The sequence below is a fragment of the Shinella oryzae genome (assembly GCF_023038235.1).
GTDB classification, from domain to species: Bacteria; Pseudomonadota; Alphaproteobacteria; order Rhizobiales; family Rhizobiaceae; genus Shinella; species Shinella sumterensis.
Genome location: NZ_CP081987.1, coordinates 750,516 through 774,736 on the forward strand (window position 1 = coordinate 750,516; position 24,221 = coordinate 774,736).

A 24,221-nucleotide genomic window follows, 5' to 3' on the forward strand; every position below is an offset into this window, starting at 1 on the left:
TGTCGGGCTGAATATGGCTGGCCGGCATCGTTCACGAAAGATGGTGTTTCGGCGATTTACTGTCAACGCAGCGTTGACGATATGCGTACACGGCTTGACGAACCGGCCAGCGTTTCAGCCGGCAATGATTGTTGATCCCGCCTCGGCGCTCTCTCCCTTGCCTCCGCGCTGCAAAGATACCACCATAGAAGGGAGTATCATCGCAGGCAGGGCATCGTGGAAATCAAGGGCGTCAAGTGGAACTATGATCGGTACGAGGTGATCGCCGACGGTGTCGTGCACGGCATCGGCGTCGTCTTCGCGCTGATCGGGGTGACGGCGCTGATCTTCTATGCGACCGTCTGGGCCAGCAGCGGCCAGCTTGTCGCCGCCTGGGTCTATGGCGTGGGGCTGGTGCTCTCGCTCGGCATTTCCTTCGCCTACAATATCTGGCCGGTCTCGACGGTGAAGTGGCATCTGCGCCGCTTCGACCATTCCGCGATCTTCATCCTCATCGCCGCGACCTACACGCCCTTTCTTCAGCGCGGCATCGACGATCCGTTCCTGGCGTCCATGCTCGTCGGCATCTGGGTGATGGCGGCGGCGGGCGTGGCGCTGAAGTTTTTCTTCCCCGGCCGCTACGACCGGCTGGCGATCCTCATCTATCTCGCCATGGGCTGGAGCGGCGTGTTTGCCGCCGGGCCGCTGACCATGCACCTTTCCACCGCCACGCTGGCGCTGATCGTCGTCGGCGGTGTGCTCTATTCGGTCGGCGTCATCTTCCATGTCTGGGAAAAGCTGCGCTTCCAGAATGCCATCTGGCACGGCTTCGTCGTGGCCGCCGCCGCCGTGCATTATTCGGCCGTCCTGACGAGCGTCGTCGCCGGCGTCTGACCCCGCCGCCTACTGCGCGGCGGGTGCCGCGCCCTGCGCGTTCGTGCAGCCCTGCGCCGGCCGCAGCGATTTCACCAGCCGGCCGACCAGCGGCGAAATCTCCGCCTTCATCGTATCAGGATATTCCAGCACGAAGGAGGCGGCGGCACCCTCGCACAGCGCGATCGCCCGGTGATAGAGGATCGACGTGCCGCGCGTGCCCGAAAGGCTGGCCCAGCCGGCCGTCTGCCGGTCGTAACTGAGATCCCAGCCCTCGCGCGCATAGGTCGCGCGCCGTTCCGCCACGTCGTCCTTGAAATCGCCCTCGGCCAATGTGTGGCCCCAGACGGCAAGCCTCGCCTCGCCATTCGCATAGCTGCGCCCATCGCCGTTGTCGGCTTCGCGCACCAGGGCAAAGCCCGGCGGTATCTCCACCGCAAAGCCGAAACGGGCATTGGCATAGGGCGTCCAGTCTGCGGCAAGCGCGGCAAGTGGCAGACAAAAAACACCGATCAGGACAAGAAGCAGGCGCACGTTGTAAGATCTCCGGTCATCAACAGGCAGGGAACGGATGGATCAGGCCATTTCTTCGGGCTGGACAGCTTTCCCGCTCCTCCTGTAATCCATTTTCGAAAGCCGGGGGAACCATGGACATTACGATACGCGACGCCACGGAAGGTGACCTTCCGGGCATCATGGACATTTACAACGACGCAGTTGTCAACACGACGGCGATCTGGAACGAGGCCGTCGTCGATCTCGACAACCGCAAGGCCTGGTTTGCCGCGCGCCGGGAACGGGGTTTCCCGGTCCTGGTGGCGCTGCGCGGAAAACAAGTGATCGGCTACGCCTCCTACGGCGACTGGCGCGCCTTCGACGGCTACCGCCACACGGTCGAGCATTCCATCTATGTGCGCAGCGATACGCGCGGTACAGGAACCGGCGGAAAGCTGATGAAGGCGCTGATCGACCGGGCGAGCTTCAACGGCGTCCACGTCATGATCGCCGGCATCGAGGCGGAAAACACCGCCTCGATCAAGCTGCATGAAAAGTTCGGCTTCCGCACCGTCGGCCGCTTCAGCGAGGTGGGCATCAAGTTCGGCCGTTGGCTGGACCTGACCTGCATGGAGCTGAAGGTGCCGAAGCGATAAGCCGTCAGTCCGGATCGAAGCTGAGCGCCACGCCGTTCATGCAGTAGCGCAGGCCGGTCGGGGGAGGGCCATCCGGGAACACATGGCCGAGATGGGCGTCGCAATCCGAACAGCGGATTTCCGTGCGCGTCATGCCGTAAGAATAATCGGCATGATCGGTGACGGCGCCGGGCTCGATCGGCTCATAGAAGCTCGGCCAGCCCGTGCCGGAATTGTATTTCGCCTCCGACCGGTAGAGCGGCCTGTTGCAGCAGATGCAGCGATAGGTGCCCCTCTTCGACAGGTCGAAATCGGGGCTCGAGAAGGCGCGTTCCGTGCCGTGCTCGCGGGTGATGCGGAACTGCTCGGGCGTCAGGATCTGGCGCCATTCGTCCTTGGTCTTGTTGACCTTCAGTGTCGTCGTCTCGCTCATGGGAACCTCCAGTTGCTCCATAGATAGGACGCCAATTGTGGCAAGACAATCGGCCCCTCGGAACATGCCCGACGTTCCGCCGCCCCTCCCGCCCGTCGTCATATTGTCGTGAGCAAAGGCCCGGTCGTGCCGATCGAGGGTGGTCATTTTCGCACGGGCATCCTAGAAACGGCCCCGGAGCGATCGAAGAGGGCGGGCGAAGCCCGCATAGGAGGGAGAGGGGATGTCGGGCACCATGGGCTTGACCTTGCTGGCCTTTTGCCTGCCTTTTGCCGGCGCGCTCGTCGCACCCTTCCTCACGCGCCTGCTCGGGCACAATGCGGCTTGGCCGCTGGCGCTCATTCCCCTTGCGATCTTCCTGCATTTTCTGGGTTTCAACGCCGCCGTGGCGGACGGCCGTATCGTGACCGGCGGCTACATGTGGGTTCCGTCCTACAATGTCAGCTTTTCCTGGCTGATCGACGGCCTGTCGCTGACCTTCCTGCTGCTGATTTCCGGCATCGGCACGCTGATCCTGCTTTACGCCGGCGGTTACCTGAAGGGGCACCCGCAGCAGGGGCGGTTCTTCTCCTTCATCCTGATGTTCATGGGCGCGATGCTCGGCCTCGTCGCCTCCGACAGTTTCCTGATGCTGTTCGTCTTCTGGGAGCTGACCTCGATCACCTCCTTCCTGCTGATCGGTTTCGACCATGCGCGGGAAGCCTCGCGCCGTGCGGCGCTGCAGGCGCTGATCGTGACGGGCGGGGGCGGGCTGTTCCTGCTGGCGGGCCTGCTGCTCCTGTGGGACGTGACCGACGTCACGCAGTTCTCGCTGCTCATGTCCTTCGGCCCGGAGGTGCGGGCAAGCCCGTTCTATCTGGCGATCCTGTTTCTCATGCTGGGCGGCGCCTTCACCAAGTCGGCACAGTTTCCGTTCCATTTCTGGCTTCCCAACGCCATGGAGGCGCCCACACCTGTCTCGGCCTACCTGCATTCGGCGACTATGGTGAAGGCCGGCGTCTACCTCCTGATGCGGCTCAATCCGGTGATGGGTGGAACGCCCGCCTGGGAGACGATCCTGCCGGCTATCGGCGGCCTCACGCTTTTGGTGGGGGCCGTGCTCGCCATCCGCCAGACGGACCTGAAGCTGATGCTCGCCTATACGACGGTGGCCTCGCTCGGCCTGCTGGTGATGCTGACCGGCTTTGGATCGGAACATGCGATTGCGGCCGCCGCGCTCTATCTCGTCGCGCATTCGCTGTTCAAGGGCGCGCTCTTCATGGTGGCCGGCCTGATCGATCACGAGGCCGGCACGCGCGATGTCACGAAGCTCGGCGGCCTGCGCCGGGCCATGCCCATAACCTTCCTCGCCGCCCTTCTCGCCGCGCTCTCCATGGGCGGGTTGCCGCCCTTCTTCGGCTTCCTCGCCAAGGAGGAAATCTACGCTGCACTGGCCGGCGGCAATGCGCGCGCCATCGCCTTCACGACAGCCGCCGTCCTCGGCAATGCGCTGATGTTTGCCGTCGCCTTCGCCGTTGCGCTGAAACCCTTCTTCGGCACTGCCGTTGCGACACCGAAACGGGCGCATGAAGGCCCGGCGCTGCTCTGGATCGGGCCGCTGCTGCTGGCAGTGAAGGGGCTCGCCATCGGCATCTTCTCGGGCCTGGCGCACGCGCTGATGACCTCGCCGCTCGCCTCGGCCATAGCGGGTACGCCGCAGACCATCGCCATCTCGGCCGTACCGCACGTGGGCATCGCGCTTTATCTCTCGCTGCTGACCATCGCCATCGGCGTCTTCGTCTTCCTGAAGCTGGATGCGGCCCGCGCGGCGGCCGACCGGCTGATCGAGGATATCGGCTGGGGCCCGGACAGGGGTTTCGACCAGGCGATGCGCGGCCTCGTGCGCATGGCGACACGGGTCACGCGCCTGACCCAGCCCGGCCTCATGGAAATCTACATGACCGCGACCTTCGTCGTGGTCGCGCTGGCGCTCCTGGTGCCGCCGGCGGTGTACGGCGAATGGCCGCGTGCGCCGGTTTGGCCCGCCGACATGCCGTTCCACGAACTGGCGGTCATGGCGCTGGCCGCGCTCGGCATCGTCGCCGTGCTGATGGCCAGCAACCGCCTGACGGCCATCGTGGCGCTCGGCATCCAGGGCTTCTGCGTCGCGATGCTCTTCCTGCTGTTCGGAGCGCCAGACCTCGCCTTCACGCAGTTCATGATCGAGACGCTCTCCGTCGTCATCCTGGCGCTTGCCATGACACGGCTGAAGCTGACGCCGCGCGACCATCGTCCGCTGCGCGAAAAGATCCCCGACGCCGTGATCGCCATCGCCTGCGGTTTCGGCTTCGCGCTCTATCTGCTGCGGGTCACGCAGGGGCGCTTCGACAGCGCGCTCACCGATTTCTTCAACCTCTATTCCAAGACGATCGCCCACGGCGCCAATGTCGTGAACGTCATCATCGTCGATTTCCGCGGAACGGATACGCTGGGCGAAATCGCCGTCGTCATGGTCACGGGGTTGGCGATCCTCTCGCTGATCCGCATCCGCAAGGGGAGACGGGCATGAACACCCTGATCTTCCGCACCGTCGCGCCCTTCCTCACCGCCCTCATGGTGCTGTTTTCGCTGTTCGTGCTCTTGCGCGGCCATAACGAGCCGGGCGGCGGCTTCATCGGCGGGCTGATCGCCGTTTCGGCGCTGGCGATCTTCGGCATCGCCAACGGCATTGCGGCCGTGCGCCGTGCGCTCTGGTTCCATCCGATGGCGATTTCGGCCTTCGGGCTGTTCATCGCCTGCCTCGCCGGGCTGATGTCGATGTTTTTCGCCGTGCCCTTCATGACCGGGCTGTGGATCACGCCTGTTATCCTCGGCGTGGAAATCCCGCTGTCGTCGGTGATGCTGTTCGATACCGGCGTCTATCTCGTCGTGGTGGGATCGATCACTTCCATTGCGCTGGCGCTCGAGGCGGGGGACGACGCATGATGGAATTTCCCTTCGCGCTGCTCGTCGGCCTGTTCTTCGCCGCCGCCGTCTATCTCATGCTGTCGAAGTTCCTTGTGCGCGTGCTGCTTGGCGTCGTGCTGCTCGGCAACGGCGTCAACCTGCTGATCTTCACCAACGGTCGCATCCTGCGTGAAGTGCCGCCGATCATCCCCGACGGCCACGACGTGCCGGCGGCGCTGACGGCCAATCCGCTGCCGCAGGCGCTGATCCTGACGGCGATCGTCATTTCCTTCTCCTTCTTCGCCTTCCTGCTCGTGCTCGTCTATCGCGCCTATCAGGATCTCGGCACCGATAACGGCAACGAGATGCGTGCCTCCGAGCCGGAGAACGACCCCCTTCCGCCGACCGGCTACTGACAGGAACCGACCCGCCAATGGCCGCAAGCCCCGCCGATCTTTCCGCAGCCCTCCTGATGACGCCGGTCCCGGCCGCCGACTGGCTGGTCGTGCTGCCGCCCGCCTGGTGCATCCTTGCCGGCGCGGTTCTCCTGATGCTGCGTAAGTCGCTGCACCTGCAGGCCTGGCTCGCCGTGCCGGCGCTTGCCATCCTCGTCGTGCTCGACGCGTTGCTGCTGCGCCACATCCTGGCCAACGGCCCGGTGACCATGGTGATGGGCCGCTGGCTGCCGCCGTTCGGCATCGCCTTCACCGCCGACCTGACGGGCGTGCTCTTCGCGCTTGCCGGCGCCGTGGTGGCGCTGGCGGGCGCGGTCTATGCGCTTGCCGATATCGACGGCAGCGGGCGGCGCTACGGCTTCTACCCGTTCCTGCTGCTGCTGATGGCCGGCGTCTCCGGCGCCTTCCTGACCGGCGACATCTTCAACCTCTATGTCTGGTTCGAGGTGCTGCTGATCGCGTCCTTCGGCCTGATCACGCTGGGTTCGGAGCCGCGCCAGATCGACGGCGCGATCAAATACGCCTTCCTCAACCTGATTGCCACGACGCTCTTCCTCGTCACGACGGGTTATCTCTACGGCATCTTCGGCACGCTCAACATGGCCGACATCGCCACGAAGGCGGCGGCCGGGCGCGACAGCCTGCCGCTGATGACGCTCGCTACCCTCTATCTGCTCGCCTTCGGCATGAAGGCCGCGGCCTTCCCGGTGAACTTCTGGCTGCCGGCCTCCTACCATACGCCGCGCATCGTCGTGGCCGCGCTCTTTGCGGGCCTGCTCACCAAGGTCGGCATCTATGCGCTGCTGCGCACGCTCATCATGCTGTTTTCCGTCGAGCGCGAGGAACTGAGCTTCGTCATCGCACTTGCCGGCACCGCCACGATGATCGTCGGCGCGCTCGGTGCGCTCGGCAACAGCGATATCCGCCGGGTGCTCGGCTATGTCGTCATATCCGGCATCGGCATCATGCTCGCCGGCCTGTCGCTCGGCAGTCCGGGCGGTGTGGGCGGCGCGATCTTCTATGCGCTGCATTCCATGGTGGTGATGACGGCGCTCTACATGGCCGCGGGGCTGGTGGGCCGGCTGGCCGGCAGCTTCGACCTCAACCGCCTCGGCGGGCTCTACGGTCGCTCGGCGTTGTTTTCCACGCTGTCGCTCGTGCTGTTCTTCGCCGCATCGGGCCTGCCGCCCTTTTCCGGCTTCTGGCCCAAGGTCATGGTCGCCAAGGCGGCGCTGGATATCGGCGCCTGGTGGCTTGTGGCGGCGGTTTTCCTCACCGGCTTCCTCGTCACCATCGCGCTCGGCCGCGTCTTCGCGCTCGCCTATTGGCGGCCCGCGCCGGAACCGCTGCCGGCCGCGGCCATTCCCGCAAGCCTGCTGCTGCCGCTGGCCGCCCTGACGGCGCTGACGGTAGCCTTCGGCCTGTTTCCCCAGGTCCTGCTGTCGACCATCCAGGCGGCCGCGCAGGGGCTGTCCGATCCGAGCGCCTATATCGGCTCGGTCTTTCCGGGAGGGACCTGACATGCGGCCCGCCGTCACCGTCGCGCTCTTCGCGCTTGTCTGGCTTGCCGTTTCCGGCAGCTTCACCATTCCCAACCTTCTGCTGGGTCTTGCCGCCGGCGCGCTGTCGCTCTGGCTCATCCGCGGCCATGTCCGGCCCGACGGCCGGCGCTTTCGGCCGCTGAAGCTGCTGTCGCTCGCCGTTCTGTTCATCAAGGAACTGGCGCTGTCGGCCTGGAAGGTCGCGGTGCTGGTGGCGAGCCCGAAAATGGCGCTGAAGCCGGGCATCTTCGCCTTCCCGCTGACGGTCGACCGGGATTTCGAGATCACGCTGCTCGCCAACCTCATCACGCTGACGCCGGGCACGCTCTCCGTCGATGTCTCCGAGGATCGCAAGGTGCTGTACGTGCATGCGCTCGACTGCTCCGACCCCGCCGGCGCGCGGCGCGATATCGCCAACGGCTTTGAGAGAAAGATCATGGAGGCTTTCCGCTGATGGGCGCTGAAACGATCCTCTCCGCCGCCTCGACGCTCGCGCTCGCGCTGATGTGCGTGGCCTTCTTCCTGACCGCATGGCGCGTCATCCGCGGCCCCACCCTGCCGGACCGCATCGTCGCGCTCGATATGCTGGTGGGCATCGCCATCGGCTTCATCGCCGTCATCGCAATCCGTACGGGCTTCAATCTCTATATCGACATCGCCATCGCGCTCGGGCTGGTCGGCTTTCTCGCCACCGTCGCCTTCGCACGATTCGTGCTGAGCCATGGCATGGCGGACGAAGGGGAAGAGCCGGCAGCCTCACCGGCAAGGCCGGCGCGCGGCAGGGGCTGGCGCAAGGGGAGGGCGCGCTGATGCTCGATATCGTCCTCGCCCTCATTGTCGCCGCCATGCTCGTTTCCGGCGGCATCTTCGTCTTCCTGGCGGCGCTCGGCATCGTGCGCCTGCCCGATGTCTATACCCGCATGCACGCGGCCTCCAAGGCCGGGACGGTGGGCTCCGGCCTCATGCTGTTTGCGGCGGGCATCCACGCGCTCGATATCGCGATCTTCATGCGGGCCTTCGCCGGCTTCGTGTTCTTCGTGCTGACGGCGCCGGTGGCGGCCCACCTGCTCGCCCGGGCCGCGCACAAGGCCGGATATCGCCTCGCCAGGGTATCGGCGGTGGACGAGATGCGCGATGCGGAACAGCGGGACGCCAAGAAACGCTGACATTGCTTTCAATAGTATATTCTAAAACTTGGAATAGTTCTCACATTCTTGTGCACGCGGAGACTTGCGAAAATCTATCGCTTTGCGATTGCAAGATAATGCTGGACATTGAATTGTGGAATGATATTTCAGATGAAGTAAAGCTGATGCGCTGATTTAATTCATGCCCATTTTTCCTGCTTAGGTTGTGCGTCTTCGTAATCTAGCTCGCCCGCTATAGGTTTCGTCGAGATCGCCGTGCAGAAGCGGATTGTGCGCTGGAGGGAATTATATTGGCGTAAAATTCTGGTGTTTTGGCTGACGCGCCCGCAAATCGGCGTAGTTTCGCGGCCCACTCACCGGGAACGAGGCTTTGTTCACAAATTGAAGTGTAGGCGGATGGAAAGAGACTATCGGCTTGCGCGCGTGCGACAGGAGAAAGACATGACTGATAATACCCTTGCTTCCGGCTCCACTCTGCTCGTTGAACTGACCGCCGACATCGTGGCCGCCTATGTCGGCAACCACGTCGTGCCGGTTTCCGAACTGTCGGGCCTGATCGCCGATGTGCATTCCGCGCTGAACAACACGACGCAGCCTGCCGCTGCCGTCGAGGCGCCGGTTGTCGCCGAAAAGCCGAAGCCGCCGGTCCCGGTGAAGAAGTCCGTGCAGAACGACTACATCATCTGCCTGGAAGACGGCCAGAAGTTCAAGTCGCTCAAGCGCCACCTGATGACCCACCACGGCATGACGCCGGAGGAATACCGCGAGAAGTGGGACCTGCCGGCCGATTATCCGATGGTCGCACCCGCCTATGCGGAAGCCCGTTCGCGCCTCGCCAAGGAAATGGGCCTCGGCCAGCGCCGCAAGGGCAAGTAAGCGCCGCATCGTCGTCGCAGGGATCGAAAGGCCGGCATCTCCAAGGACGCCGGCCTTTTTCATGCCCCAAAGGGAAGGGTTAATAAGGAATAAAAGCCTATATGCGGGGATGAATTTCAAAAAAATGTTAAGTTTTTCAAGGAAAGGTTGCGTTAAAGCGCTTCATTCATCCCCGTTCGCGCTCTAGGGTGTATGAATAAATTCCTATCAACGGAGTGGCTCTTCATGCATCAGTTTCTTGTCCAGCACGCCCGCCCGCCCTGCCGGCCCGTTTCCGCCGAGGCCGCGCCGGAAACCAAGAGCGCCGGACGGCTGGGCCGCCCCGCGCCGGGCCGGGCCATGGATGGTCCGGACGGGCCCATCGTGCCGCCCGACATCGCCTGCCGAATCGTCCGCCACCTCGTGCTGGAAATGACGGCGCTGGCGAGCGACCGCCCGCTGTGGCGCCGCGACGGACGCCGTTCGACCAGCCATGTGCGCCAGGTCGCCATGTATATATGCCATGTCGTGCTGAGCCTGCCGCTTGCGGAGATCGGCGCGGCCTTCGGCCGCGACCGCACCACGGTCGGCCACGCCTGCCACAGGGTGGAGGATCGCCGCGACGAAGCCTCCTTCGACGCCTTCGTCGCGTCGATCGAACGCGCCGTGCTCGCCGTCTTCGGTCCGTCGGGGATCGGCAGCCATGCGTGAGGCGGTAAACGGGAAGGACGATGCGGCGCTCGCAAGGCTCCTGCGGTTCGTGCTCGCCGCAAGGGTGGCGACGCTCGGTGATGACGACAGCCTGACCGACAGGGACGGGCGCACCATGCCTGCGGCATCTGCCGTTCTCGCCCGGGCGCTGCGCGACGGCCTGCTCCGGCAGGAAGCGAGCCGGCTTGAGGCGACGCCCGAGGCGAGGGCCTATCTGAAGCGGCGGCTCGCCACCGCCGAAACGTCTTTCGCCGGCCAGCACCGCGACCTCGCGGGTGTGACGGTGGTGCAGGACGGTGCGCGTGCGATGGCGGTGATGAACCGGCTGGAATCGCCGTTGTCAGGCATCGCCCGGCTGAAGGAGAAATCCGGCGAGGCCTATCTGCCGGAAATCGCGATTGCCGCCGGCGAGCGCCTGCATGCGGATTTCACCCGCGGCGGCTTGCAGCCACGCATGACCATGTCCTGGGAACCGCGCATCGCCAGCCGCCAGAAGGGCGAGGCGGGTGCGGCCCGCGAGCTCAGCGACACGGCGCTGGCGGCACGCCTTCGCGTTGCCCGTGCCGTGGAGGCCATCGGCCCGGAACTGTCGGGCGTGGCGCTGGATGTCTGCTGCTTCATGAAGGGGCTGGAAACGGTGGAGCGCGAACGGCAATGGCCGGCGCGCTCCGCCAAGCTGATGCTGCGCGCCGCCCTCATGGCGCTCGCCCGCCACTACGCCCCGCCGCCGCCCGCCGGAGGGCCGCGTACGCATCGATGGGGTGCGGAGGGCTATCGGCCGGAACTGGGGCGGTGAGTGTGGGATGAGGGCCTTGCGGCGGCGAACGCTTACGCCGCGGCCTTCATCGCCGCTTCCTCGCGGATGCGCTTGACCATGGAGCGCAGGCCGTTGGCGCGCTGGGAGGACAGGTGTTCGACGAGGCCGATCTCGTTGAACGTGTCGATGGCGTCGAGTGCGGCGATCTCGGAGGCCCGCTTGCCGGAATAGATGGCGAGCACGATGGCGACGAGGCCGCGCACGATATGCGCATCCGAATCGCCCTCGAAGGTCATGACAGGATCGGCGCCGCCGGCGCTGTGGCTGACGAGCCAGACCTGGCTGGCGCAGCCCTGCACCTTGTTGGCCGCCGTGCGCTTGTCCTCCGCCAGATCCGGCAGCGCCTTGCCGAGCTCGATGACATAGCGGTAGCGGTCCTCCCACTCGTCGAGAAAGGCGAAGTCGTCGATGATCTGCGTAAGCTCTGCCATGGTCCGTCCATTCCGCTGTTCGCCTTCATATAGGCGAGCGCACGGGCGATTTGAACCGAAAACCGCCTGTTCGAGGCGCATGAAAAAGAAACGCCGCAGGGAACGGGTCCGTGCGGCGGTTGCAATGCAACGAGTCAGGCAGGCAGTAAAAGGGGAAAGAGGCTCAGCTCTTGCGATCGGGACGACGGGTCGGGATGGCGACGGTGCCGGTGATGACCTCGTCCTCGGCATTGATGGTGGCAACGGCCGGAAGCGGCTGGTTCAGCGCTTCCTTCTTCGAATGGGCGGTCTGGGTGGCCTCGTCTTCGGCGAACTGCGTGTCGAGGAACTGGTAGGCGATGCGCGCACCCTCGCGGGCCCGGTGGCCGAGCGCAACGAAGGTTTCGCTGCCCTTCTCGCAGACATCGGGTTTTTCCAGGCACAGCGCCGTCAGGTAGTGAACGGCTTCTGTGGCGGCGGTGAAGGTGTCGCCGATCTGCACGGTCGGGCCGTTTTCCAGCTTTGACGCCGATTCAGGGCTCAGGAACGGGAGCAGGACCAGAACCAGTGAGAACCAGAACGTTCCCTTGATCAGAAACCACATCGCTTGCCATCCTCGTTAGGGCCTCGGCTCTTTGCGGCCTTCGGCTTGATTGGTCCTTGGCGAACCGTTGATGCGAGAATAGGGCCCGGAAGGAAATTCCCCTTTGCAAGAATCATTCGGGTTTTGCCCAGTTTTGATTAAAATTCGAACGAATCCGACCTTCCCGGGCATTTGAGGCAGATTTTAGCATTCCCCGTTAAGGATGATGGCGTCGTCCACAGCCGCGAGCCCCCGGAATGCCTGAGGGCACCATGGGGCGGCTTTGCCCCAGAAGTTAATATGAACAGAAAAATGCCGCAAAATGAGGCGCTTACGCCCCGTTAACCACACCGGACGAATGGCCGTTGGATTGCCCCGAAATGGGATTTTTCGGCCTTTTTCGCCCCCTTCCGGGCCCCCGCGTTTATTGTTTCCTTAAGTCGCCGGTGCGATTTTGGGCTCACATAAAAAGTACATAAACGGCAGGGTTTTGCGTTGCGCCACATGAACAACATCGCTGACAGAATGGCCGCCCGTCTGGGCGCCGTTGCCGGCGTTGCTGGTGCCGATACGCGCCCCTCTGCCGCGTTGCGCGCGACCACGCTTGCTCTTCTCGCCGCCGTGCCCGGACTGCCGCTGGTGCTGTCCGCCGTCATGCCCGCCTCCGCGGCCCTTCCGGCCGGCGTGGCGCTTGCCGGCGCCGGCGCGCTGCTGGCGACGGCGGCAAACGCCGTGCGCAAGCCCGCGCCCGCACCCGTGCGCAGCTTCTCCGAAGAACTGGCGGTCACTGCGCCGGAAGCCGTCTCGCCCTACGATCTCTTCGCCGGCCTGGTGACGCTGCACGATGCGCGCGGTTTCGTGACCGCCGTGCATGGCCGCGACAAGGCCGATGTGCTTTCCTGGATGCGTGACCCCACCGGCCGCGGCTATCTCGACCAGATCCATGTGTCCGACCGGATCGGCTTCCTCGCCGCGATCGACCGCCTGCGCCAAGGCGCCACGCGCGAGACCGTGGACATCCGCATCGACCGGCCGAGCCTTGGCGCCGATGCCGAGCAGTTCATGCATATGCGCGTGGAAATGACGGCGCTTGCCGGCCCTGACGGCGCGCTGATGGCCGTCGTTGCCCAGTCGCACGACATTTCCGCCGAAGCCCGGCTGAAGGGCGAGAACGTGCGCCGCGCTGCCGACGCCGAATCGGCCAACGACGCCAAGACCCGCTTCCTTGCGGCCGTCAGCCATGAGCTGCGCACGCCGCTCAACGCCATTCTCGGCTTCTCCGACGTGCTGTCGGGCGAATATTTCGGTAAGCTGGAAAACGATCGTCAACGCGAATATGTCGCGCTCATCCACCAGTCGGGTTCGCACCTGCTGTCGGTGGTCAACACCATGCTGGATGTCTCCAAGATCGAGGCGGGCCGCTACGAGCTTCTGACGGAGCCGTTCATCGTCGCCGACAGCGTGAAGGCCTGCGAGCAGATGCTCGGCCTCCAGGCGCGCGACAAGGGGCTCCAACTGACGAGCCGCGTGCCGCGCGCCGTTGGCGAGGCCGTGGCCGATCAGCGGGCGATCCAGCAGATCCTGATCAATCTCGTCGGCAACGCCATCAAGTTCACCGACCGCGGCGGCATCGTCACCATCGATGCGGCGCGCGAGGGCAAGGACCTGCTGCTCATCGTCAGCGACACCGGCATCGGCATTCCCGCCGACAAGCTGGCGCTGATCGGCCAACCCTTCATGCAGGTCGAGAACGAATATACGCGCAAATACGAAGGCACCGGGCTCGGCCTGTCGCTGGTCAAGGGGCTCGTCGCCCTGCATGGCGGCAGCCTGACGATCCAGAGCCAGCCGGGCGAAGGCACCGTCATCACCGTTCGCATCGCCGCGGATGGTTCGGGCGTCGTGAGCGACGCGAACGGCCGGGCGGCGTCGTCCACCGTCGATTTCCCGCCCCGCCTTGCGAGCGACAAAGAGACCGTTTACGAGCCGTCGAACGATGGCAAGGACACGCAAGATGAACGCGCACGTCAGAAGACAGCCTGAGCGGGGGCCGAAGGGCCAGGCCCGCAAGGGCCGGTCCGGCGGACGCAACCAGCCGCAGCGCCGGCCGAATGTCGCGATCACCGCGCTTTCGGCGCTGGGCGGCCTTGTCGCGCGCTATCCCGGCACTGTCGGTGGCACCGCCGCCTTCGTCGTCGTCTTCTCCTTCGTGGCGGCCAATGCGCTGTGGTATCAGCCGGGCGGCCATCCGTCGCCGTTCCTGAAAACCCGGTCCGCCGACAATTCGCTGGGCTTCACGGCCACGCAGCCGGAGCCGAAGGACGTCACCACCTTCGTCATCGAGCGCGAAGGGGAGGAGGGCGACCAGCCGGAGGTAACCGATGTCACGCCTGCCGAGCGCCCCTTCGACGAGGTCGCGGCACTGGTGGAGAAGAGCTCCGCCGAGGTGCCTGTCGCCAAGGAAGAAGCCGACCCGGTCGCTGCCGCCATCCTGCGCGCCGAAGCCGATCCGGGCGTGACCTCGGCGGTGGCCAAGCCCGTTCCGAGCGAACTCGTGATGCAGATCCAGAAGGGCCTGAGCAACATCGCCTATGCCGACATCGCCGTGGACGGGCTGATCGGCGAGAAGACGCGCACCGCCATCCGCCATTTCGAGAAGCATTACCGGCTGCCGGTCACCGGCGAGCCCAACGAGCAGGTTCTTGCCAAGCTCAAGGATATCGGCGCGCTGTAAGGGCGGATTAGACGAAAGTCTTAAGCCGACAACGCGCCGCTACGTCAGGTTGTCTTAAAGGAAGCGTTAACCCTATCCCCGGATGATTGCGCGATCATCGGGAGGATCGACGAGCCATGTCCAACGCCGCCTTGCGCGAGGAGACGCAGGTCTTCGAAGAGGAAACGCCGGCAGACGCCGCCGCGCTGCGCCGGGTCATCGGTTCGCTGGCGGGGGAGGCGTCGGACCTCGGCGTGCATCTCGTCGATATCGCCGGCTCCATTCAGGACACCGCCGCGCAATCGCGCGAGCATGCCGCCCTCTTCACCCGCCTCAACCAGTCGGCGACCGCGATTGCCGGTACCAACGGCGATATCGCCCGCGCGCTCGGCGAGACGGACGCGCTCGCCGGCAGCGCGCGCAAGGTGCTGGGCGAGCAGGCGGCGCAGCTCGACGGCTCGATTGCCGCCATCGACCACATGGTCACGGCCTCCCACGAGATCGGAACGGAAATCTCGGCCTTCGCCAGTGCGCTGGCCGATGTCGGCCGGCTGGCGGACGCCATCGGCACCATCGCGCGCCAGACGAACCTGCTTGCGCTCAACGCCGCAATCGAGGCGGCGCGCGCCGGCGATGCCGGCAAGGGCTTCGCCGTGGTTGCGGCCGAGGTGCGCACGCTGTCGCTCCAGACGTCCGAGACCACCGCATCGATCCAGAAGACCTTGCAGGCCTTGCGCGCGCGCATCGACAAGCTGGAGGCGGCGGGCGAGGAGGCGCGCGTTTCCGCCGAGGATGTGAAGACCACGGCCTCGGAGGTGCAGGGATCGTTCTCGGATGTCGAGCAGGTCATGTCGAAGATCCTCGACAGCGCCTCCTCGCTGGCCGCGACCGCCGGCGCGGTGGACCGGGAATGCAGCGAGTTCGCGCGCGCCATCGGCGCGGCCTCCACGGATATCATCCGCACCAACGAGGTCCTGCAGGGCGCGTCCGCCAAGGTGGGCGAGGTGGTGACGATTTCCGAACGCATCATCCAGGCGACGGCGCGGGCGGGCATCGATACGCCCGACAGCCCCTATATCCGCCTCGTGCAGCAGCTGGCCGAAGACGTATCCGGCCGCTTTAGCGCGGCGGTACGACAGGGCGAGATCGGCCTTGCGGCGCTGTTCGACCGCCAGTACCGGCCGATCCCCGGCACCGACCCGGTGCAGATGATGACCGCCTTCACAGACTTCACCGACCGGGTGCTGCCGGCGATCCAGGAGCCGGTGGTGTCCGGTGACGAGCGCGTCGCCTTCTGCGCGGCGGTGGACGAGAACGGCTACCTGCCCACCCACAACCGCGCCTTCTCCGCGCCGCAGCGGCCGGACGATCCGGCCTGGAACACCGCCAACTGCCGCAACCGGCGCATCTTCAACGACCGCGTCGGCCTGTCCGCCGGCCGCAACACCGAGCCCTTCCTGGTCCAGACCTATCGCCGCGACATGGGCGGTGGGCAATATGTGCTGATGAAGGACATTTCCGCCCCCATCACCGTCGACGGCCGCCACTGGGGCGGCCTGCGGCTGGCGATCCGGGTGTAGGAGGCGGGTGCCGGCAGGCGGATGAGGGGCAGCTTGCTCCGATACATCACGCCGTGTATGCCGCCGTGATGCGCGTTCGTACCGACATCTTCGTTTCCGCCCTGATGCGCCGGGTCTTCGCGCGCGGCGATTTCGCGGCCGTGGAGGTGAAGGGCGCGGAGGCGGCGGGCGCGGTCTTCGTGCGGCAGATCTTCCGCGACGGCACCGAGAGCCTGCATGCCCCGGCCCCGCAAAGCGTCTTCGACAGCGAGGAGAGCGATACGCGCCTGTTCGAGACGCGGCTGGAGCGTGTGCCGGCGGAAACGGTCGCCGAGGCGATCGGCCGTGAGCGGCGATTCGACAGCGATCTGTGGCTCGTGTCCGTCGAGACCGACGATCTCGCGGGCCTGATCGATTTCGCGGAAGACAAGCCGAAGGACGACGGCTTTTTCCGGCGCTAGGCCGGACCTGTTCCAAAGGAAACAGCGGCGCACCGGCCGCCATGGGAAAACGGGGTCACGCCGGCAGGGGCCGGCGCTTCACCCTGGAGGTCCCCATGTTCATCGTGCTGCCCGCGCTTGCGCTGCTGATTTCGGGAATGTTCGTCGTGACGATGGTTGCCGCGCTGTCGGCCGGGCGGGATGACGCAGCGGCAATTCGCGCACCGGCAAAGCGCCGGTTGTTCTGACATTCTGTCAACCGGCGGCGCGCTGCCGCCCCGCCTGAGAGGATTTGCCGTGGTTATCCAACCCCTTCGCCTGCATGTCATCGGCCATGGTAGCGGCCCTGTCATCGGCATTGGCCGCCGCCGGAAGGCTGTCGCCATTCGTGTAGCTGTCCGCCCGCTGCCAGCTTTCGATGCGTCGCACCGCCTCGGCGGCATCTAGCGCGGCAAGCAGGGTTTCGGCCCCGCCGTCGGCCAGGTGCGGGTAGATCGTCGACAGGACGTAAAGGCTGTCGGCATCCGGCACGCCAAGCGCCAGCAATGTCTCGGCAAGCTGCCGGCCCGAAACGTCGAGCAGGATGCGCTCGGACAGCCACTGGCTGGACGACAGCGCGTCGGCGAGCGTCACGGCGATCATGCCGATATCGCCGGTGCGGGCGAAACGCACGAACAGCGACTGGTGCATCTCGGTTGCGGGAAACAGGCGGATCGGCGCTTCGACCGCGGGTGTCGCGGCGCGCACGAGGGCGCGCAGCTCGTCGCGCATCTTCTCTTCGCGGTCGAGCCGCGCGGCTTCGCGCAATGCAGCGTCGCGGTCCTCGCCCGTGCGGCGGCTGGCATGGTCCTGGTGGGTGCCGACCAGCGCCTCGATAATGGCCGGCGAAAGATCGTCGCGCCGCCCGATGGCGCGCGCATGTTCGGGGCCGGCGATGCGCAGGATCTGCTTGAGCGTCGCATCGGTGAGCGTCTTGGCGCCCATGAGGAAGATCGCGGCGATGGCGATCGGCTGGCGGGCGATGAAGAGGGCGGTTTCCTCGGGGATCTGCGGGCAGCGCGACAATGCCGCCACGGCCTGGCGCCGGGCCTCATCGGAAGAAGCTATGTAGAGCGGCTGGAAAAGTTCACCGAACTGGTGCAGGTCCGATTTGGAGGGAAAGCGCAGGCTCTCGAAGCTGGAGACCGTGGCCATCAGCACGATGTCCTTCGGCCGCCCCGCCTGCGGTCTCTCCAGTTCGCGAAACCTGTCCGCCACGAAACACCTGTCATCCCGGACCGGCCGCCCCTGGCCGGTCATACCGTCATTCCCGAAAACCGAAGGAAAGGCGTCTGTCTGTTGCCGCGATGTGCATTTGGCGCAATCGTTTGAAAAACAATAGACTTTCCGAAAATCACTTTCCTGCGAACGACATCCGCCGCTCCCGCCTACTGTAGGTCCTTCATGATTAACGGACGGTAAAGGCACTGCCCTTGCCTGTGCACAATCGGGGCGGAATACATCGCAACCGGCGCCTGGCGCAAACAGCCGCAGCGCGTCTTGAGAAGGCAATTACAATCGTCCGCGATAAGCGGAAGATGCCATCATACCGGTTGGGGGCCGTCGAGCGGCTGCGCAGGAAGCTGTGACGGCATCGCCGTCCCGGAAACGCTAAAATTTACAAGGCCCTGCAAAGCTTCTATAAGAGGCCCGGCCTATTCGATAGGCCTTTCCCAAGGCAGGAACCCATGCGCAAGCCGCTCTCCGATGCGTTCATCATCCTTCTGCGGCTCGAGGGGCTGGCCGTCGCGGCGGTCATGATCGCCGCCTATTTCGAGCTTCATGACGGGTGGGGACTGCTCGCCCTTCTCATTCTGGCGCCGGACCTTTCCATGGCGGGCTACGCCTTCGGTCCCAGGGTGGGGGCCGTGAGCTACAATATCGTGCACAGCTATATCTTTGCTGCGGGCATCGCGGCACTCGGCTTCATCTGGCCGGTTCTGTTTCCCGTCGCCTGCATATGGAGCGCCCATATCGGGCTGGACCGCGCACTGGGCTATGGCTTGAAGTCCGTCACGGCCTTCAACGAAACCCATCTCGGCCCCATTGGCCGCCGCCGCTGAATGCGCCTGTCACCGCGGTAACAGCGCTCACGCTGAGATCACGCGAGTATTAATAGCCTGTTAACCAGACTGTCGTTAGTTTTGAGGACGTGGTTCGGCTCGTCTCCCGCACAGGGTGTGGTAGGCTCCGGCCATGGTGGTGGTCCCCGTACCGCCGTCAATGGGAAAGGTGCGATGTTCCGGTTTCCGGTCGGTCGCCAGACACATTCCCGTGATGGGAAAACTTCTGGTCCCGTATCGCCGTTTTCTACCCGTATGCGACAGGCTGCGACAGCAGGCTCACGTCGCATCCGGAGGACGGACCGGATGCACCGGCTCGCAAAAAACGGGCAGGGTGAGATTTGTAGAGTACTTCATCCGTCTCGATTCTTCTTTTGGAGGCGAGAATGGCAGACGTGGTACGATTGACGGATTGGATGGGACGCACGCCGAGGCGCGATGACGTCCGTCCGGCGGAACCGGCACAGGTTCTTCTCTTCACGGGTGTGCGCTACGAGCGCCTTGCCCCCGTTTTGCCCGCGCCGCGCGGCAAGACGGCAAAACACGGCGGCCCCGACACGGCCCGCCGCACCTAGAGCGCGTCACGCGCCCCGGGCGGATACGTGCGCTGACGCGCGCGTTCCTAGCGGTCGGCCGTGAACGGCTCGCAGCTTGCGCCCGCCAGAAAGGCGGCGGCCTCTTCCTGACGGCTGCGGCTCGGCACGAATGTCCGCAGCACCGCATAGCCTTCCTCTCCCCGCATTTCGACAAGGATCGACTGTTCCAGCTCCTGCGGCACCGCCTTGCGGATCGCGATCAGCTGGACGGGTGTCGCGACCAGCGTATCGAGCGCGCCGCCGACGGACGTGCGGTCGTTCATGCTGAACACCTCGTTGGAGGCGCTGTCATAGACGGCGAGCGACCAGAATGGCACGTCGCCTTCCGCGAAGAGACGCACGGGACCGTTCTCCACCGAAAACGCGCAGACCGCCGTCAGCATCGCCGGGTCGTCGTTGATCGGCAGCAGCGTCCGTCCGCCGTTGGCCAGCGGGAAGAAGCGGTTGGGCTCGTCGAAGGCCTGGACGCGCGTATAGGCGTCGCGCCCGGTGAAGCTCGGCAGCGACAGGATGATGACGATGTGCAGCAGGGCGGCGCCGACCAGCCCGATCACGATGGCGTAGAAAAAGCTACGCATCCGCGCAGTCCAGCCGGTTGATGGCGGGCATGGCGAGGTCGATCACCCCGGAACTGCCGGCGGTGGGCGTGTCGAGCAGCGTCATGACGAGGAGGAAGGGTGCACGCCCTTCCGGAATGGCCAGCCAGTTGCCCGCAGACGCCGAGGACGAGATGCGGATGGAAAAGGCGCTGTCGGCACCGCGCAGCACCGACCAGGCGTTGACGCCGGTCGGCAGGCCATTGCCGGTGCCTTCCAGCGGGTTGCCCGCGCTGTCGGCGGCATGCAGCGTCCACAGCCGCGCCGGCGGCGTCAGGCCCGTAATCTCGTAGCGGCAGTTTTCCACCAGCGTGCGCTTTTCGCTGTCGCGGGCGGCGGTGAAGGTCAGGCCCTCAGCGCTGCCCAGCAGGAGCTTGCCGTCACGCGCGCGGTGCGCCTTGGCATAGGGATCGGCATCGATCGTCTGGGCATTGGGAAAGGCCGTCCACGGTCCGAGCGCGATGGCGCCGAAGCCGACCGTCGCGCGCAGCGCGTAGATCGAGCTCAGGATGCCGAACCCGAAGGCGACGGCGAGCGCTGTGGCGATGACGAGGGGTGTGCGGAACAAGACGATCGACCGTTGGAATCAGCTGCGGGTTACTCTGTCCGGTTCGCTCTAGGCAGGTCAAGCGCATCGTCCAGCGCGGCCACGCGGCCATCCGGCTTGAGGGGCTTGGCCTCTTCGAACTGGCGGGCGACGTCCTTGAGGAGTTTCGTGACATCCGTGGACAGCGAGCGCGGGCGCACGAGGGCGGGCAGGGCGCTCTCATCGGGATTGGTCTGCGCGACCTCCGTGGCCTGCTTGCCATCCGGAAGCGGGTTTTCGATGCCGGGAATGGGACGAAGCTCGATACCCTGGTGGGCGTAATCCATCAGGCGCTTGAAGGTCATGGCGGGCAGGGAGCCGCCGGTCATGTTGTTGGTCGAGGTGTAGTCGTCGTTTCCGAACCAGACCGCAGTCGTGTAGTTGCCGGTGAAGCCGACATACCAGGCGTCGCGATAGGCTTGCGTGGTGCCCGTCTTGCCGCCCGACACGATGCCGCGGTCGAGCGCGCCGCGCCGTGCGGTGCCGCTGACGGGAATGGTGACGAAGATGCGGTTCATCGAGGACGTCGCCTGGTCGGAGAGGATCTGCCGGGCGGGCGGCTCGTCGCGGGCGAAATCGTAGAGGATATCGCCGTCGTAATTGATGATCTGGCTGATGCCGTGGCGGCGCGCCTTTTTGCCGCCGGCCGGGAAGACGGCATAGGCCGTCGCCTGGTCGAGCACCGTGACCTCGGTGGTGCCGAGCGGCATGGTCTTGTCGGTGCGCAGCGGCGTTTCGACGCCCATTTCCTTGGCGAGCGCGGCGATGCGCTTGGTGCCGAGCTTGTCCTTGGCGAGGCGGACGGGCACGGTGTTGATCGATTTCGCCATCGCCGTCATCAGCGTGACGCGGCCGGCATAGCTGCGGCCGTAATTCTGCGGCGACCAGCCGCCCCAGCTGATCGGCCCATCGACGATGGTCGTCTCGGGCGTCATGCCGGCTTCCATGGCGGCCGCATAGGTATAGGCCTTGAAGGACGAACCCGGCTGGCGCAGCGCGCGCGTGGCGCGGTTGAACTGGCTTTCGCCGTAATCGCGCCCGCCGACCATGGCGCGCACGGCCCCGCCGTTCTCCACCATGACCAGCGCGCCCTGCTTGACGCGGTAGCTGTCGCCATATTGGCGAAGGCCGCTTTCCACCGCCTCTTCGGCGGCGGCCTGCAGGCCCATGTCGATGGTGGTGCGCACGACCAGCGAATGCTGGGCGAAGGGCTTGGCGATGCGCTGGACCTCGTCGAAGGCCCAGTCGAGGAAGAAATCCGGCGCCGTCTTGTCCTTGCGGTCGATGACGGTGGCGGGATTGCGCCGCGCGGCGATCACCTGGCCCTCGGTCATCAGCCCGCCCTGAACGAGGTTGGTCAGCACCTCGTTGGCGCGGCCGCGCGCCGCCGGCAGGTTGACATGCGGCGCATAGCGCGCCGGCGCCTTGAACAGGCCCGCCAGCATGGCGGATTCGGCAAGGTTCACATCCGTGATGTTCTTGCCGAAGTAGAACTGCGCCGCCGCCGCCGCGCCGAAGGTGCCGCCGCCCATATAGGCGCGGTCGAGATAAAGCCGCAGGATTTCCTTCTTGGAGAGATTGGCCTCCAGCCAGAGCGACAGGAAGGCTTCCTTGATCTTGCGCTCCAGCGTGCGCTCGTTGGTGAGGAAGAGGTTCTTCGCCAGCTGCTGGGTGAGGGTGGAGCCGCCCTGCACGACGCCGCCGGCGCGCGCATTCTCGTTCAGCGCGCGGGCAAGGCCGAGGAAATCGATGCCGAAATGGCTGAAAAAGCGGCGGTCCTCCGTCGCGAGGACGGCCTTGATGAGGTGGTCGGGCAGCTCGTCGATCGGCACCGAATCCTCGTGGATGATGCCGCGATGGCCGATCTCGTTGCCGTAGCGATCAAGGAAGGTGACAGCGAAATCGCTCTGGGCGCGCCAGTTGCCCTTGGTTTCCTCGAAGGCGGGAAGGGCGAGCGCGAGCAGCAGCACGAAGCCCGCCGTGCCCAGGTTCATGCCTTCGCCGGCCAGCTCGAAAACCGCCTTCCTCCAGCCGCGCACATGGAAGCGGCGGAAGAAGATGGTGATCTCCTCCCAGATCTCGCCCAGGCGGAACCCAGCGTTCCAGACCGTGGAATCGATCCACGAATCCAGCCGCAGCAGGAAATGCCGCTTGCGGCGGCGGGGTCGTTCTGGGGTCGGGCTGTCGTCTTCCACGTCTCTTCCCTGGTCGGAGGCGGCCGCAGCCTGCCCGCATCCGGTTAACGTCCTGTGACCACCGGCTTATTCTCGCACGATACCAGTCTTTTCCAAGGCAAAGAATGGATTTTCCGCACGAAGGTTAGCGTACACGCCTCTTGACCTTTGCGGCCGACGGGTTCAGGGGTCGCGCATGACCAAGCCGATGACCGAAACCCCGCAGGATCTGCCGTTCTGGAAGACCAAGACGCTCGCCGAGATGAACGACGCGGAATGGGAAAGCCTGTGCGACGGCTGCGGGCTCTGTTGCCTCAACAAGCTCGAGGACTGGGAGACCGGCGAGATCGTCTGGACCTCGATCCGCTGCACGCTGCTCGACGGCGAGAGCTGTCGCTGCTCCGACTACGAGAACCGGCAGGCGACCGTGCCGGACTGTATCCGTCTGACGGTGGAAAGCGTGTCGGAAATCTCCTGGCTGCCGCCGACCTGCGGCTATCGCCTCGTGCGAGATGGCCTCGACCTCTACTGGTGGCATCCGCTGGTCTCCGGCGATCCCGACACCGTGCACCAGGCCGGCATTTCGGCACGCGGCCGCACGATCAGCGAGGACGGCATCGATATCGACGATTACGAGGATTACCTCGTGACCTGGCCGCTGGAAGTGGGCGAGAAGACGTAGCGCTGCCAGGCGCTTACGCGAAAAATCAAAATAATAGGAAAATAGTCCTAATTATATACTTGACGTACCAAGATTGGAAATGTCATGATTCCCGAGCGTGACAGGCCGGATGAAATTTACGTGGTCTCGGCTAATTCTGAGATGATTGAGGCAGGAGTTGAGGCGCTGCGAGAAGTCCTCGGATATCATGAGGATGCGAGGACGACGCTTGTGGATTATGACCAAGAAGCTGTGCGGCTGATTTATTCTCGTATGAGAGCATTAGAAGGCTGTGTGCCCGATAAAGCCGAGACGTGAGTTCAGACACCTCGTTCGCGAATTCGGTAATCAGTTTATGGCTTGCCGGGGTTTTCGAATAAAGAACATCACCTTTCCTTGCGCGCGTCATTTTATAAATCTCGTCTGTCCCGTCTGCGGTGGACACCCCAAAGGGGAAATGTATCCAGCCGTTTCGTTTAGCGGATTTGTCAACGAACTCTTTCAGGGACGACTTGATTTCTGCCCGTAGCTCCTCAGCTATCCAAGCAGTCTCATCTGCTAGGTGGCTGATTATATCTCTTTGTGTTGCCACGCTTTTGTGGAAAGAGAACGAAATGATCGCTTTGCGATAAGGCATTTCAGATAGGGCCGTATAGATCATCTCGACGCCTATTTCTGCCTGTCCCCATCGGCCTGCAAGGCGACCAAGGGCGAGAGCAAGTTTGAAATCAGTTTCTATAGGATTTGGCATGGCTGACACCAATCAAAAGCCAGATGAAAAGAAGGGTGACGACGTTCTAAAGCGGATGCTGAAGACCCCGCCTGAACCGAAAACCCCTCCCAAGCCGAAGCCTGGGAAGGATGGAGGCAAAAATGAAGAAACTGAGACTTAATGCTGTCCTTTTGGCCGCAAGGCTCTTCAGAGTGCCGATTG

30 protein-coding genes are annotated in these 24,221 nt (G+C 64.7%); 21 read left to right on the forward strand and 9 right to left on the reverse strand.

The features are described from left to right. Window positions 1-213: 213 nt before the first annotated feature. Complete coding sequence (gene trhA / locus K6301_RS03670; protein ID WP_247220486.1) at window positions 214-873, forward strand: PAQR family membrane homeostasis protein TrhA; 660 nt, start codon at window positions 214-216, stop codon at window positions 871-873. 9 nt (window positions 874-882) lie between these two features. On the opposite strand, the gene K6301_RS03675 is transcribed toward trhA, so the two are convergent. Continuing rightward, on the reverse strand, window positions 883-1,386 hold the full coding sequence (locus K6301_RS03675; RefSeq protein ID WP_247219403.1) for a hypothetical protein: 504 nt from the start codon (window positions 1,384-1,386) through the stop codon (window positions 883-885). A gap of 113 nt (window positions 1,387-1,499) precedes the next feature. Here K6301_RS03675 and K6301_RS03680 point away from each other — a divergent pair, with 113 nt between their 5' ends. Beyond that, window positions 1,500-2,003: a GNAT family N-acetyltransferase gene (locus tag K6301_RS03680; RefSeq protein ID WP_247219405.1), complete on the forward strand. Its 504-nt coding sequence runs from the start codon at window positions 1,500-1,502 to the stop codon at window positions 2,001-2,003. A 4-nt stretch (window positions 2,004-2,007) separates the two neighbouring features. Here K6301_RS03680 and msrB read toward each other — a convergent pair whose 3' ends face one another. Further along, window positions 2,008-2,415 (reverse strand): peptide-methionine (R)-S-oxide reductase MsrB, encoded by a 408-nt coding sequence (gene msrB / locus K6301_RS03685; RefSeq protein WP_247219407.1) that lies wholly within the window; start codon window positions 2,413-2,415, stop codon window positions 2,008-2,010. A 223-nt stretch (window positions 2,416-2,638) separates the two neighbouring features. Here msrB and K6301_RS03690 point away from each other — a divergent pair, with 223 nt between their 5' ends. The 10 genes from K6301_RS03690 (at window position 2,639) to K6301_RS03735 (ending at window position 10,846) form a co-directional block, all read left to right on the forward strand. Then, window positions 2,639-4,963, forward strand: coding sequence for a putative monovalent cation/H+ antiporter subunit A (locus tag K6301_RS03690; protein WP_247219409.1), 2,325 nt, complete (start codon window positions 2,639-2,641; stop codon window positions 4,961-4,963). Continuing rightward, a complete protein-coding gene (locus tag K6301_RS03695; protein ID WP_247219411.1) occupies window positions 4,960-5,379 on the forward strand; it encodes a Na(+)/H(+) antiporter subunit B in 420 nt (139 codons plus the stop codon). The genes K6301_RS03690 and K6301_RS03695 overlap by 4 nt, the downstream gene beginning before the upstream one ends. Beyond that, window positions 5,376-5,756, forward strand: coding sequence for a Na+/H+ antiporter subunit C (locus K6301_RS03700; protein ID WP_247219413.1), 381 nt, complete (start codon window positions 5,376-5,378; stop codon window positions 5,754-5,756). Before K6301_RS03695 ends, K6301_RS03700 begins: the two co-directional genes overlap by 4 nt. Before the next feature lie 17 nt (window positions 5,757-5,773). Beyond that, the gene (locus K6301_RS03705) at window positions 5,774-7,315 is read left to right on the forward strand and encodes a Na+/H+ antiporter subunit D (RefSeq protein ID WP_247219415.1); all 1,542 of its coding nucleotides are present in this window, start codon (window positions 5,774-5,776) and stop codon (window positions 7,313-7,315) included. A 1-nt stretch (window position 7,316) separates the two neighbouring features. Further along, the gene (locus tag K6301_RS03710; protein ID WP_247219417.1) at window positions 7,317-7,790 is read left to right on the forward strand and encodes a Na+/H+ antiporter subunit E; all 474 of its coding nucleotides are present in this window, start codon (window positions 7,317-7,319) and stop codon (window positions 7,788-7,790) included. Further along, window positions 7,790-8,146 (forward strand): cation:proton antiporter, encoded by a 357-nt coding sequence (locus K6301_RS03715; protein ID WP_247219419.1) that lies wholly within the window; start codon window positions 7,790-7,792, stop codon window positions 8,144-8,146. Before K6301_RS03710 ends, K6301_RS03715 begins: the two co-directional genes overlap by 1 nt. Further along, entirely contained in the window at window positions 8,146-8,502 is a 357-nt protein-coding gene (gene mnhG, locus K6301_RS03720) for a monovalent cation/H(+) antiporter subunit G (protein WP_247219421.1), read from the forward strand. The genes K6301_RS03715 and mnhG overlap by 1 nt, the downstream gene beginning before the upstream one ends. A 423-nt stretch (window positions 8,503-8,925) precedes the next feature. Next, window positions 8,926-9,360 carry a Ros/MucR family transcriptional regulator gene (locus K6301_RS03725; RefSeq protein ID WP_134647614.1) on the forward strand — a complete coding sequence of 145 codons (435 nt, stop codon included), beginning with the start codon at window positions 8,926-8,928 and terminating at the stop codon, window positions 9,358-9,360. Window positions 9,361-9,585: 225 nt separating this feature from the next. Next, window positions 9,586-10,050, forward strand: coding sequence for a helix-turn-helix domain-containing protein (locus K6301_RS03730; protein ID WP_247219423.1), 465 nt, complete (start codon window positions 9,586-9,588; stop codon window positions 10,048-10,050). Beyond that, window positions 10,043-10,846 carry a DUF6456 domain-containing protein gene (locus K6301_RS03735; protein WP_247219425.1) on the forward strand — a complete coding sequence of 268 codons (804 nt, stop codon included), beginning with the start codon at window positions 10,043-10,045 and terminating at the stop codon, window positions 10,844-10,846. Before K6301_RS03730 ends, K6301_RS03735 begins: the two co-directional genes overlap by 8 nt. 32 nt (window positions 10,847-10,878) lie before the next feature. On the opposite strand, the gene K6301_RS03740 is transcribed toward K6301_RS03735, so the two are convergent. Both K6301_RS03740 and K6301_RS03745 read right to left on the reverse strand, forming a co-directional pair. Further along, window positions 10,879-11,298: a SufE family protein gene (locus K6301_RS03740; protein WP_134647610.1), complete on the reverse strand. Its 420-nt coding sequence runs from the start codon at window positions 11,296-11,298 to the stop codon at window positions 10,879-10,881. Between the two features lie 163 nt (window positions 11,299-11,461). Next, window positions 11,462-11,881: a DUF5330 domain-containing protein gene (locus K6301_RS03745; RefSeq protein ID WP_160870883.1), complete on the reverse strand. Its 420-nt coding sequence runs from the start codon at window positions 11,879-11,881 to the stop codon at window positions 11,462-11,464. Window positions 11,882-12,364: 483 nt separating this feature from the next. Here K6301_RS03745 and K6301_RS03750 point away from each other — a divergent pair, with 483 nt between their 5' ends. The 5 genes from K6301_RS03750 to K6301_RS25005 all read left to right on the forward strand — a co-directional run bounded on the left by K6301_RS03750 (window position 12,365) and on the right by K6301_RS25005 (window position 16,820). After that, window positions 12,365-13,903, forward strand: coding sequence for a sensor histidine kinase (locus K6301_RS03750; RefSeq protein WP_247219427.1), 1,539 nt, complete (start codon window positions 12,365-12,367; stop codon window positions 13,901-13,903). Then, complete coding sequence (locus tag K6301_RS03755) at window positions 13,875-14,594, forward strand: peptidoglycan-binding domain-containing protein (RefSeq protein WP_247219429.1); 720 nt, start codon at window positions 13,875-13,877, stop codon at window positions 14,592-14,594. The genes K6301_RS03750 and K6301_RS03755 overlap by 29 nt, the downstream gene beginning before the upstream one ends. 116 nt (window positions 14,595-14,710) lie before the next feature. Continuing rightward, window positions 14,711-16,153, forward strand: coding sequence for a methyl-accepting chemotaxis protein (locus K6301_RS03760; RefSeq protein ID WP_247219431.1), 1,443 nt, complete (start codon window positions 14,711-14,713; stop codon window positions 16,151-16,153). Window positions 16,154-16,221: 68 nt separating this feature from the next. Then, complete coding sequence (locus tag K6301_RS03765; protein ID WP_247219433.1) at window positions 16,222-16,593, forward strand: DUF1491 family protein; 372 nt, start codon at window positions 16,222-16,224, stop codon at window positions 16,591-16,593. Window positions 16,594-16,688: 95 nt separating this feature from the next. Continuing rightward, window positions 16,689-16,820: a hypothetical protein gene (locus K6301_RS25005; protein ID WP_281505878.1), complete on the forward strand. Its 132-nt coding sequence runs from the start codon at window positions 16,689-16,691 to the stop codon at window positions 16,818-16,820. A 7-nt stretch (window positions 16,821-16,827) separates the two neighbouring features. Here the strand turns inward: K6301_RS25005 and K6301_RS03770 are convergent, their stop codons facing one another. Next, window positions 16,828-17,829, reverse strand: a complete 1,002-nt coding sequence (locus K6301_RS03770) for a hypothetical protein (RefSeq protein WP_247219435.1) — start codon at window positions 17,827-17,829, stop codon at window positions 16,828-16,830. A 470-nt stretch (window positions 17,830-18,299) separates the two neighbouring features. Between K6301_RS03770 and K6301_RS03775 the strand changes: the two genes are divergently transcribed. Beyond that, window positions 18,300-18,674 carry a DUF4260 domain-containing protein gene (locus K6301_RS03775; protein ID WP_247219437.1) on the forward strand — a complete coding sequence of 125 codons (375 nt, stop codon included), beginning with the start codon at window positions 18,300-18,302 and terminating at the stop codon, window positions 18,672-18,674. Between the two features lie 386 nt (window positions 18,675-19,060). Continuing rightward, entirely contained in the window at window positions 19,061-19,249 is a 189-nt protein-coding gene (locus K6301_RS03780) for a hypothetical protein (RefSeq protein WP_134647594.1), read from the forward strand. A 47-nt stretch (window positions 19,250-19,296) separates the two neighbouring features. Here K6301_RS03780 and K6301_RS03785 read toward each other — a convergent pair whose 3' ends face one another. The 3 genes from K6301_RS03785 to K6301_RS03795 are packed head-to-tail and all read right to left on the reverse strand — an operon-like array spanning window position 19,297 to window position 22,647. Next, on the reverse strand, window positions 19,297-19,848 hold the full coding sequence (locus K6301_RS03785) for a DUF1254 domain-containing protein (protein ID WP_247219439.1): 552 nt from the start codon (window positions 19,846-19,848) through the stop codon (window positions 19,297-19,299). Continuing rightward, window positions 19,841-20,434 carry a DUF1214 domain-containing protein gene (locus K6301_RS03790; protein WP_247219441.1) on the reverse strand — a complete coding sequence of 198 codons (594 nt, stop codon included), beginning with the start codon at window positions 20,432-20,434 and terminating at the stop codon, window positions 19,841-19,843. Before K6301_RS03790 ends, K6301_RS03785 begins: the two co-directional genes overlap by 8 nt. 29 nt (window positions 20,435-20,463) lie before the next feature. Next, complete coding sequence (locus K6301_RS03795; RefSeq protein WP_247219443.1) at window positions 20,464-22,647, reverse strand: transglycosylase domain-containing protein; 2,184 nt, start codon at window positions 22,645-22,647, stop codon at window positions 20,464-20,466. A 175-nt stretch (window positions 22,648-22,822) separates the two neighbouring features. Here K6301_RS03795 and K6301_RS03800 point away from each other — a divergent pair, with 175 nt between their 5' ends. Beyond that, window positions 22,823-23,308, forward strand: a complete 486-nt coding sequence (locus K6301_RS03800) for a YcgN family cysteine cluster protein (RefSeq protein WP_230640035.1) — start codon at window positions 22,823-22,825, stop codon at window positions 23,306-23,308. Window positions 23,309-23,438: 130 nt separating this feature from the next. Here K6301_RS03800 and K6301_RS03805 read toward each other — a convergent pair whose 3' ends face one another. Next, a complete protein-coding gene (locus K6301_RS03805; protein ID WP_247219445.1) occupies window positions 23,439-24,038 on the reverse strand; it encodes a hypothetical protein in 600 nt (199 codons plus the stop codon). Here K6301_RS03805 and K6301_RS03810 point away from each other — a divergent pair. Then, a complete protein-coding gene (locus K6301_RS03810) occupies window positions 24,037-24,180 on the forward strand; it encodes a hypothetical protein (protein ID WP_247219447.1) in 144 nt (47 codons plus the stop codon). The two genes, K6301_RS03805 and K6301_RS03810, sit on opposite strands and share 2 nt — an antisense overlap. Window positions 24,181-24,221: the final 41 nt, after the last annotated feature.

What these genes read in the sequence shown, in the direction of transcription:
- K6301_RS03680 (WP_247219405.1), top strand. Translation starts at nt 1,500, where the DNA reads ATGGACATTACGATACGCGACGCCACGGAAGGTGACCTTCCGGGCATC.
- msrB (WP_247219407.1), bottom strand. Translation starts at nt 2,415, where the DNA reads ATGAGCGAGACGACGACACTGAAGGTCAACAAGACCAAGGACGAATGG.
- K6301_RS03690 (WP_247219409.1), top strand. Translation starts at nt 2,639, where the DNA reads ATGTCGGGCACCATGGGCTTGACCTTGCTGGCCTTTTGCCTGCCTTTT.
- K6301_RS03695 (WP_247219411.1), top strand. Translation starts at nt 4,960, where the DNA reads ATGAACACCCTGATCTTCCGCACCGTCGCGCCCTTCCTCACCGCCCTC.
- K6301_RS03700 (WP_247219413.1), top strand. Translation starts at nt 5,376, where the DNA reads ATGATGGAATTTCCCTTCGCGCTGCTCGTCGGCCTGTTCTTCGCCGCC.
- K6301_RS03705 (WP_247219415.1), top strand. Translation starts at nt 5,774, where the DNA reads ATGGCCGCAAGCCCCGCCGATCTTTCCGCAGCCCTCCTGATGACGCCG.
- K6301_RS03710 (WP_247219417.1), top strand. Translation starts at nt 7,317, where the DNA reads ATGCGGCCCGCCGTCACCGTCGCGCTCTTCGCGCTTGTCTGGCTTGCC.
- K6301_RS03715 (WP_247219419.1), top strand. Translation starts at nt 7,790, where the DNA reads ATGGGCGCTGAAACGATCCTCTCCGCCGCCTCGACGCTCGCGCTCGCG.
- mnhG (WP_247219421.1), top strand. Translation starts at nt 8,146, where the DNA reads ATGCTCGATATCGTCCTCGCCCTCATTGTCGCCGCCATGCTCGTTTCC.
- K6301_RS03725 (WP_134647614.1), top strand. Translation starts at nt 8,926, where the DNA reads ATGACTGATAATACCCTTGCTTCCGGCTCCACTCTGCTCGTTGAACTG.
- K6301_RS03730 (WP_247219423.1), top strand. Translation starts at nt 9,586, where the DNA reads ATGCATCAGTTTCTTGTCCAGCACGCCCGCCCGCCCTGCCGGCCCGTT.
- K6301_RS03735 (WP_247219425.1), top strand. Translation starts at nt 10,043, where the DNA reads ATGCGTGAGGCGGTAAACGGGAAGGACGATGCGGCGCTCGCAAGGCTC.
- K6301_RS03740 (WP_134647610.1), bottom strand. Translation starts at nt 11,298, where the DNA reads ATGGCAGAGCTTACGCAGATCATCGACGACTTCGCCTTTCTCGACGAG.
- K6301_RS03745 (WP_160870883.1), bottom strand. Translation starts at nt 11,881, where the DNA reads ATGTGGTTTCTGATCAAGGGAACGTTCTGGTTCTCACTGGTTCTGGTC.
- K6301_RS03750 (WP_247219427.1), top strand. Translation starts at nt 12,365, where the DNA reads ATGAACAACATCGCTGACAGAATGGCCGCCCGTCTGGGCGCCGTTGCC.
- K6301_RS03755 (WP_247219429.1), top strand. Translation starts at nt 13,875, where the DNA reads ATGAACGCGCACGTCAGAAGACAGCCTGAGCGGGGGCCGAAGGGCCAG.
- K6301_RS03760 (WP_247219431.1), top strand. Translation starts at nt 14,711, where the DNA reads ATGTCCAACGCCGCCTTGCGCGAGGAGACGCAGGTCTTCGAAGAGGAA.
- K6301_RS03765 (WP_247219433.1), top strand. Translation starts at nt 16,222, where the DNA reads ATGCGCGTTCGTACCGACATCTTCGTTTCCGCCCTGATGCGCCGGGTC.
- K6301_RS25005 (WP_281505878.1), top strand. Translation starts at nt 16,689, where the DNA reads ATGTTCATCGTGCTGCCCGCGCTTGCGCTGCTGATTTCGGGAATGTTC.
- K6301_RS03775 (WP_247219437.1), top strand. Translation starts at nt 18,300, where the DNA reads ATGCGCAAGCCGCTCTCCGATGCGTTCATCATCCTTCTGCGGCTCGAG.
- K6301_RS03780 (WP_134647594.1), top strand. Translation starts at nt 19,061, where the DNA reads ATGGCAGACGTGGTACGATTGACGGATTGGATGGGACGCACGCCGAGG.
- K6301_RS03785 (WP_247219439.1), bottom strand. Translation starts at nt 19,848, where the DNA reads ATGCGTAGCTTTTTCTACGCCATCGTGATCGGGCTGGTCGGCGCCGCC.
- K6301_RS03800 (WP_230640035.1), top strand. Translation starts at nt 22,823, where the DNA reads ATGACCAAGCCGATGACCGAAACCCCGCAGGATCTGCCGTTCTGGAAG.
- K6301_RS03810 (WP_247219447.1), top strand. Translation starts at nt 24,037, where the DNA reads ATGGCTGACACCAATCAAAAGCCAGATGAAAAGAAGGGTGACGACGTT.
- K6301_RS03805 (WP_247219445.1), bottom strand. Translation starts at nt 24,038, where the DNA reads ATGCCAAATCCTATAGAAACTGATTTCAAACTTGCTCTCGCCCTTGGT.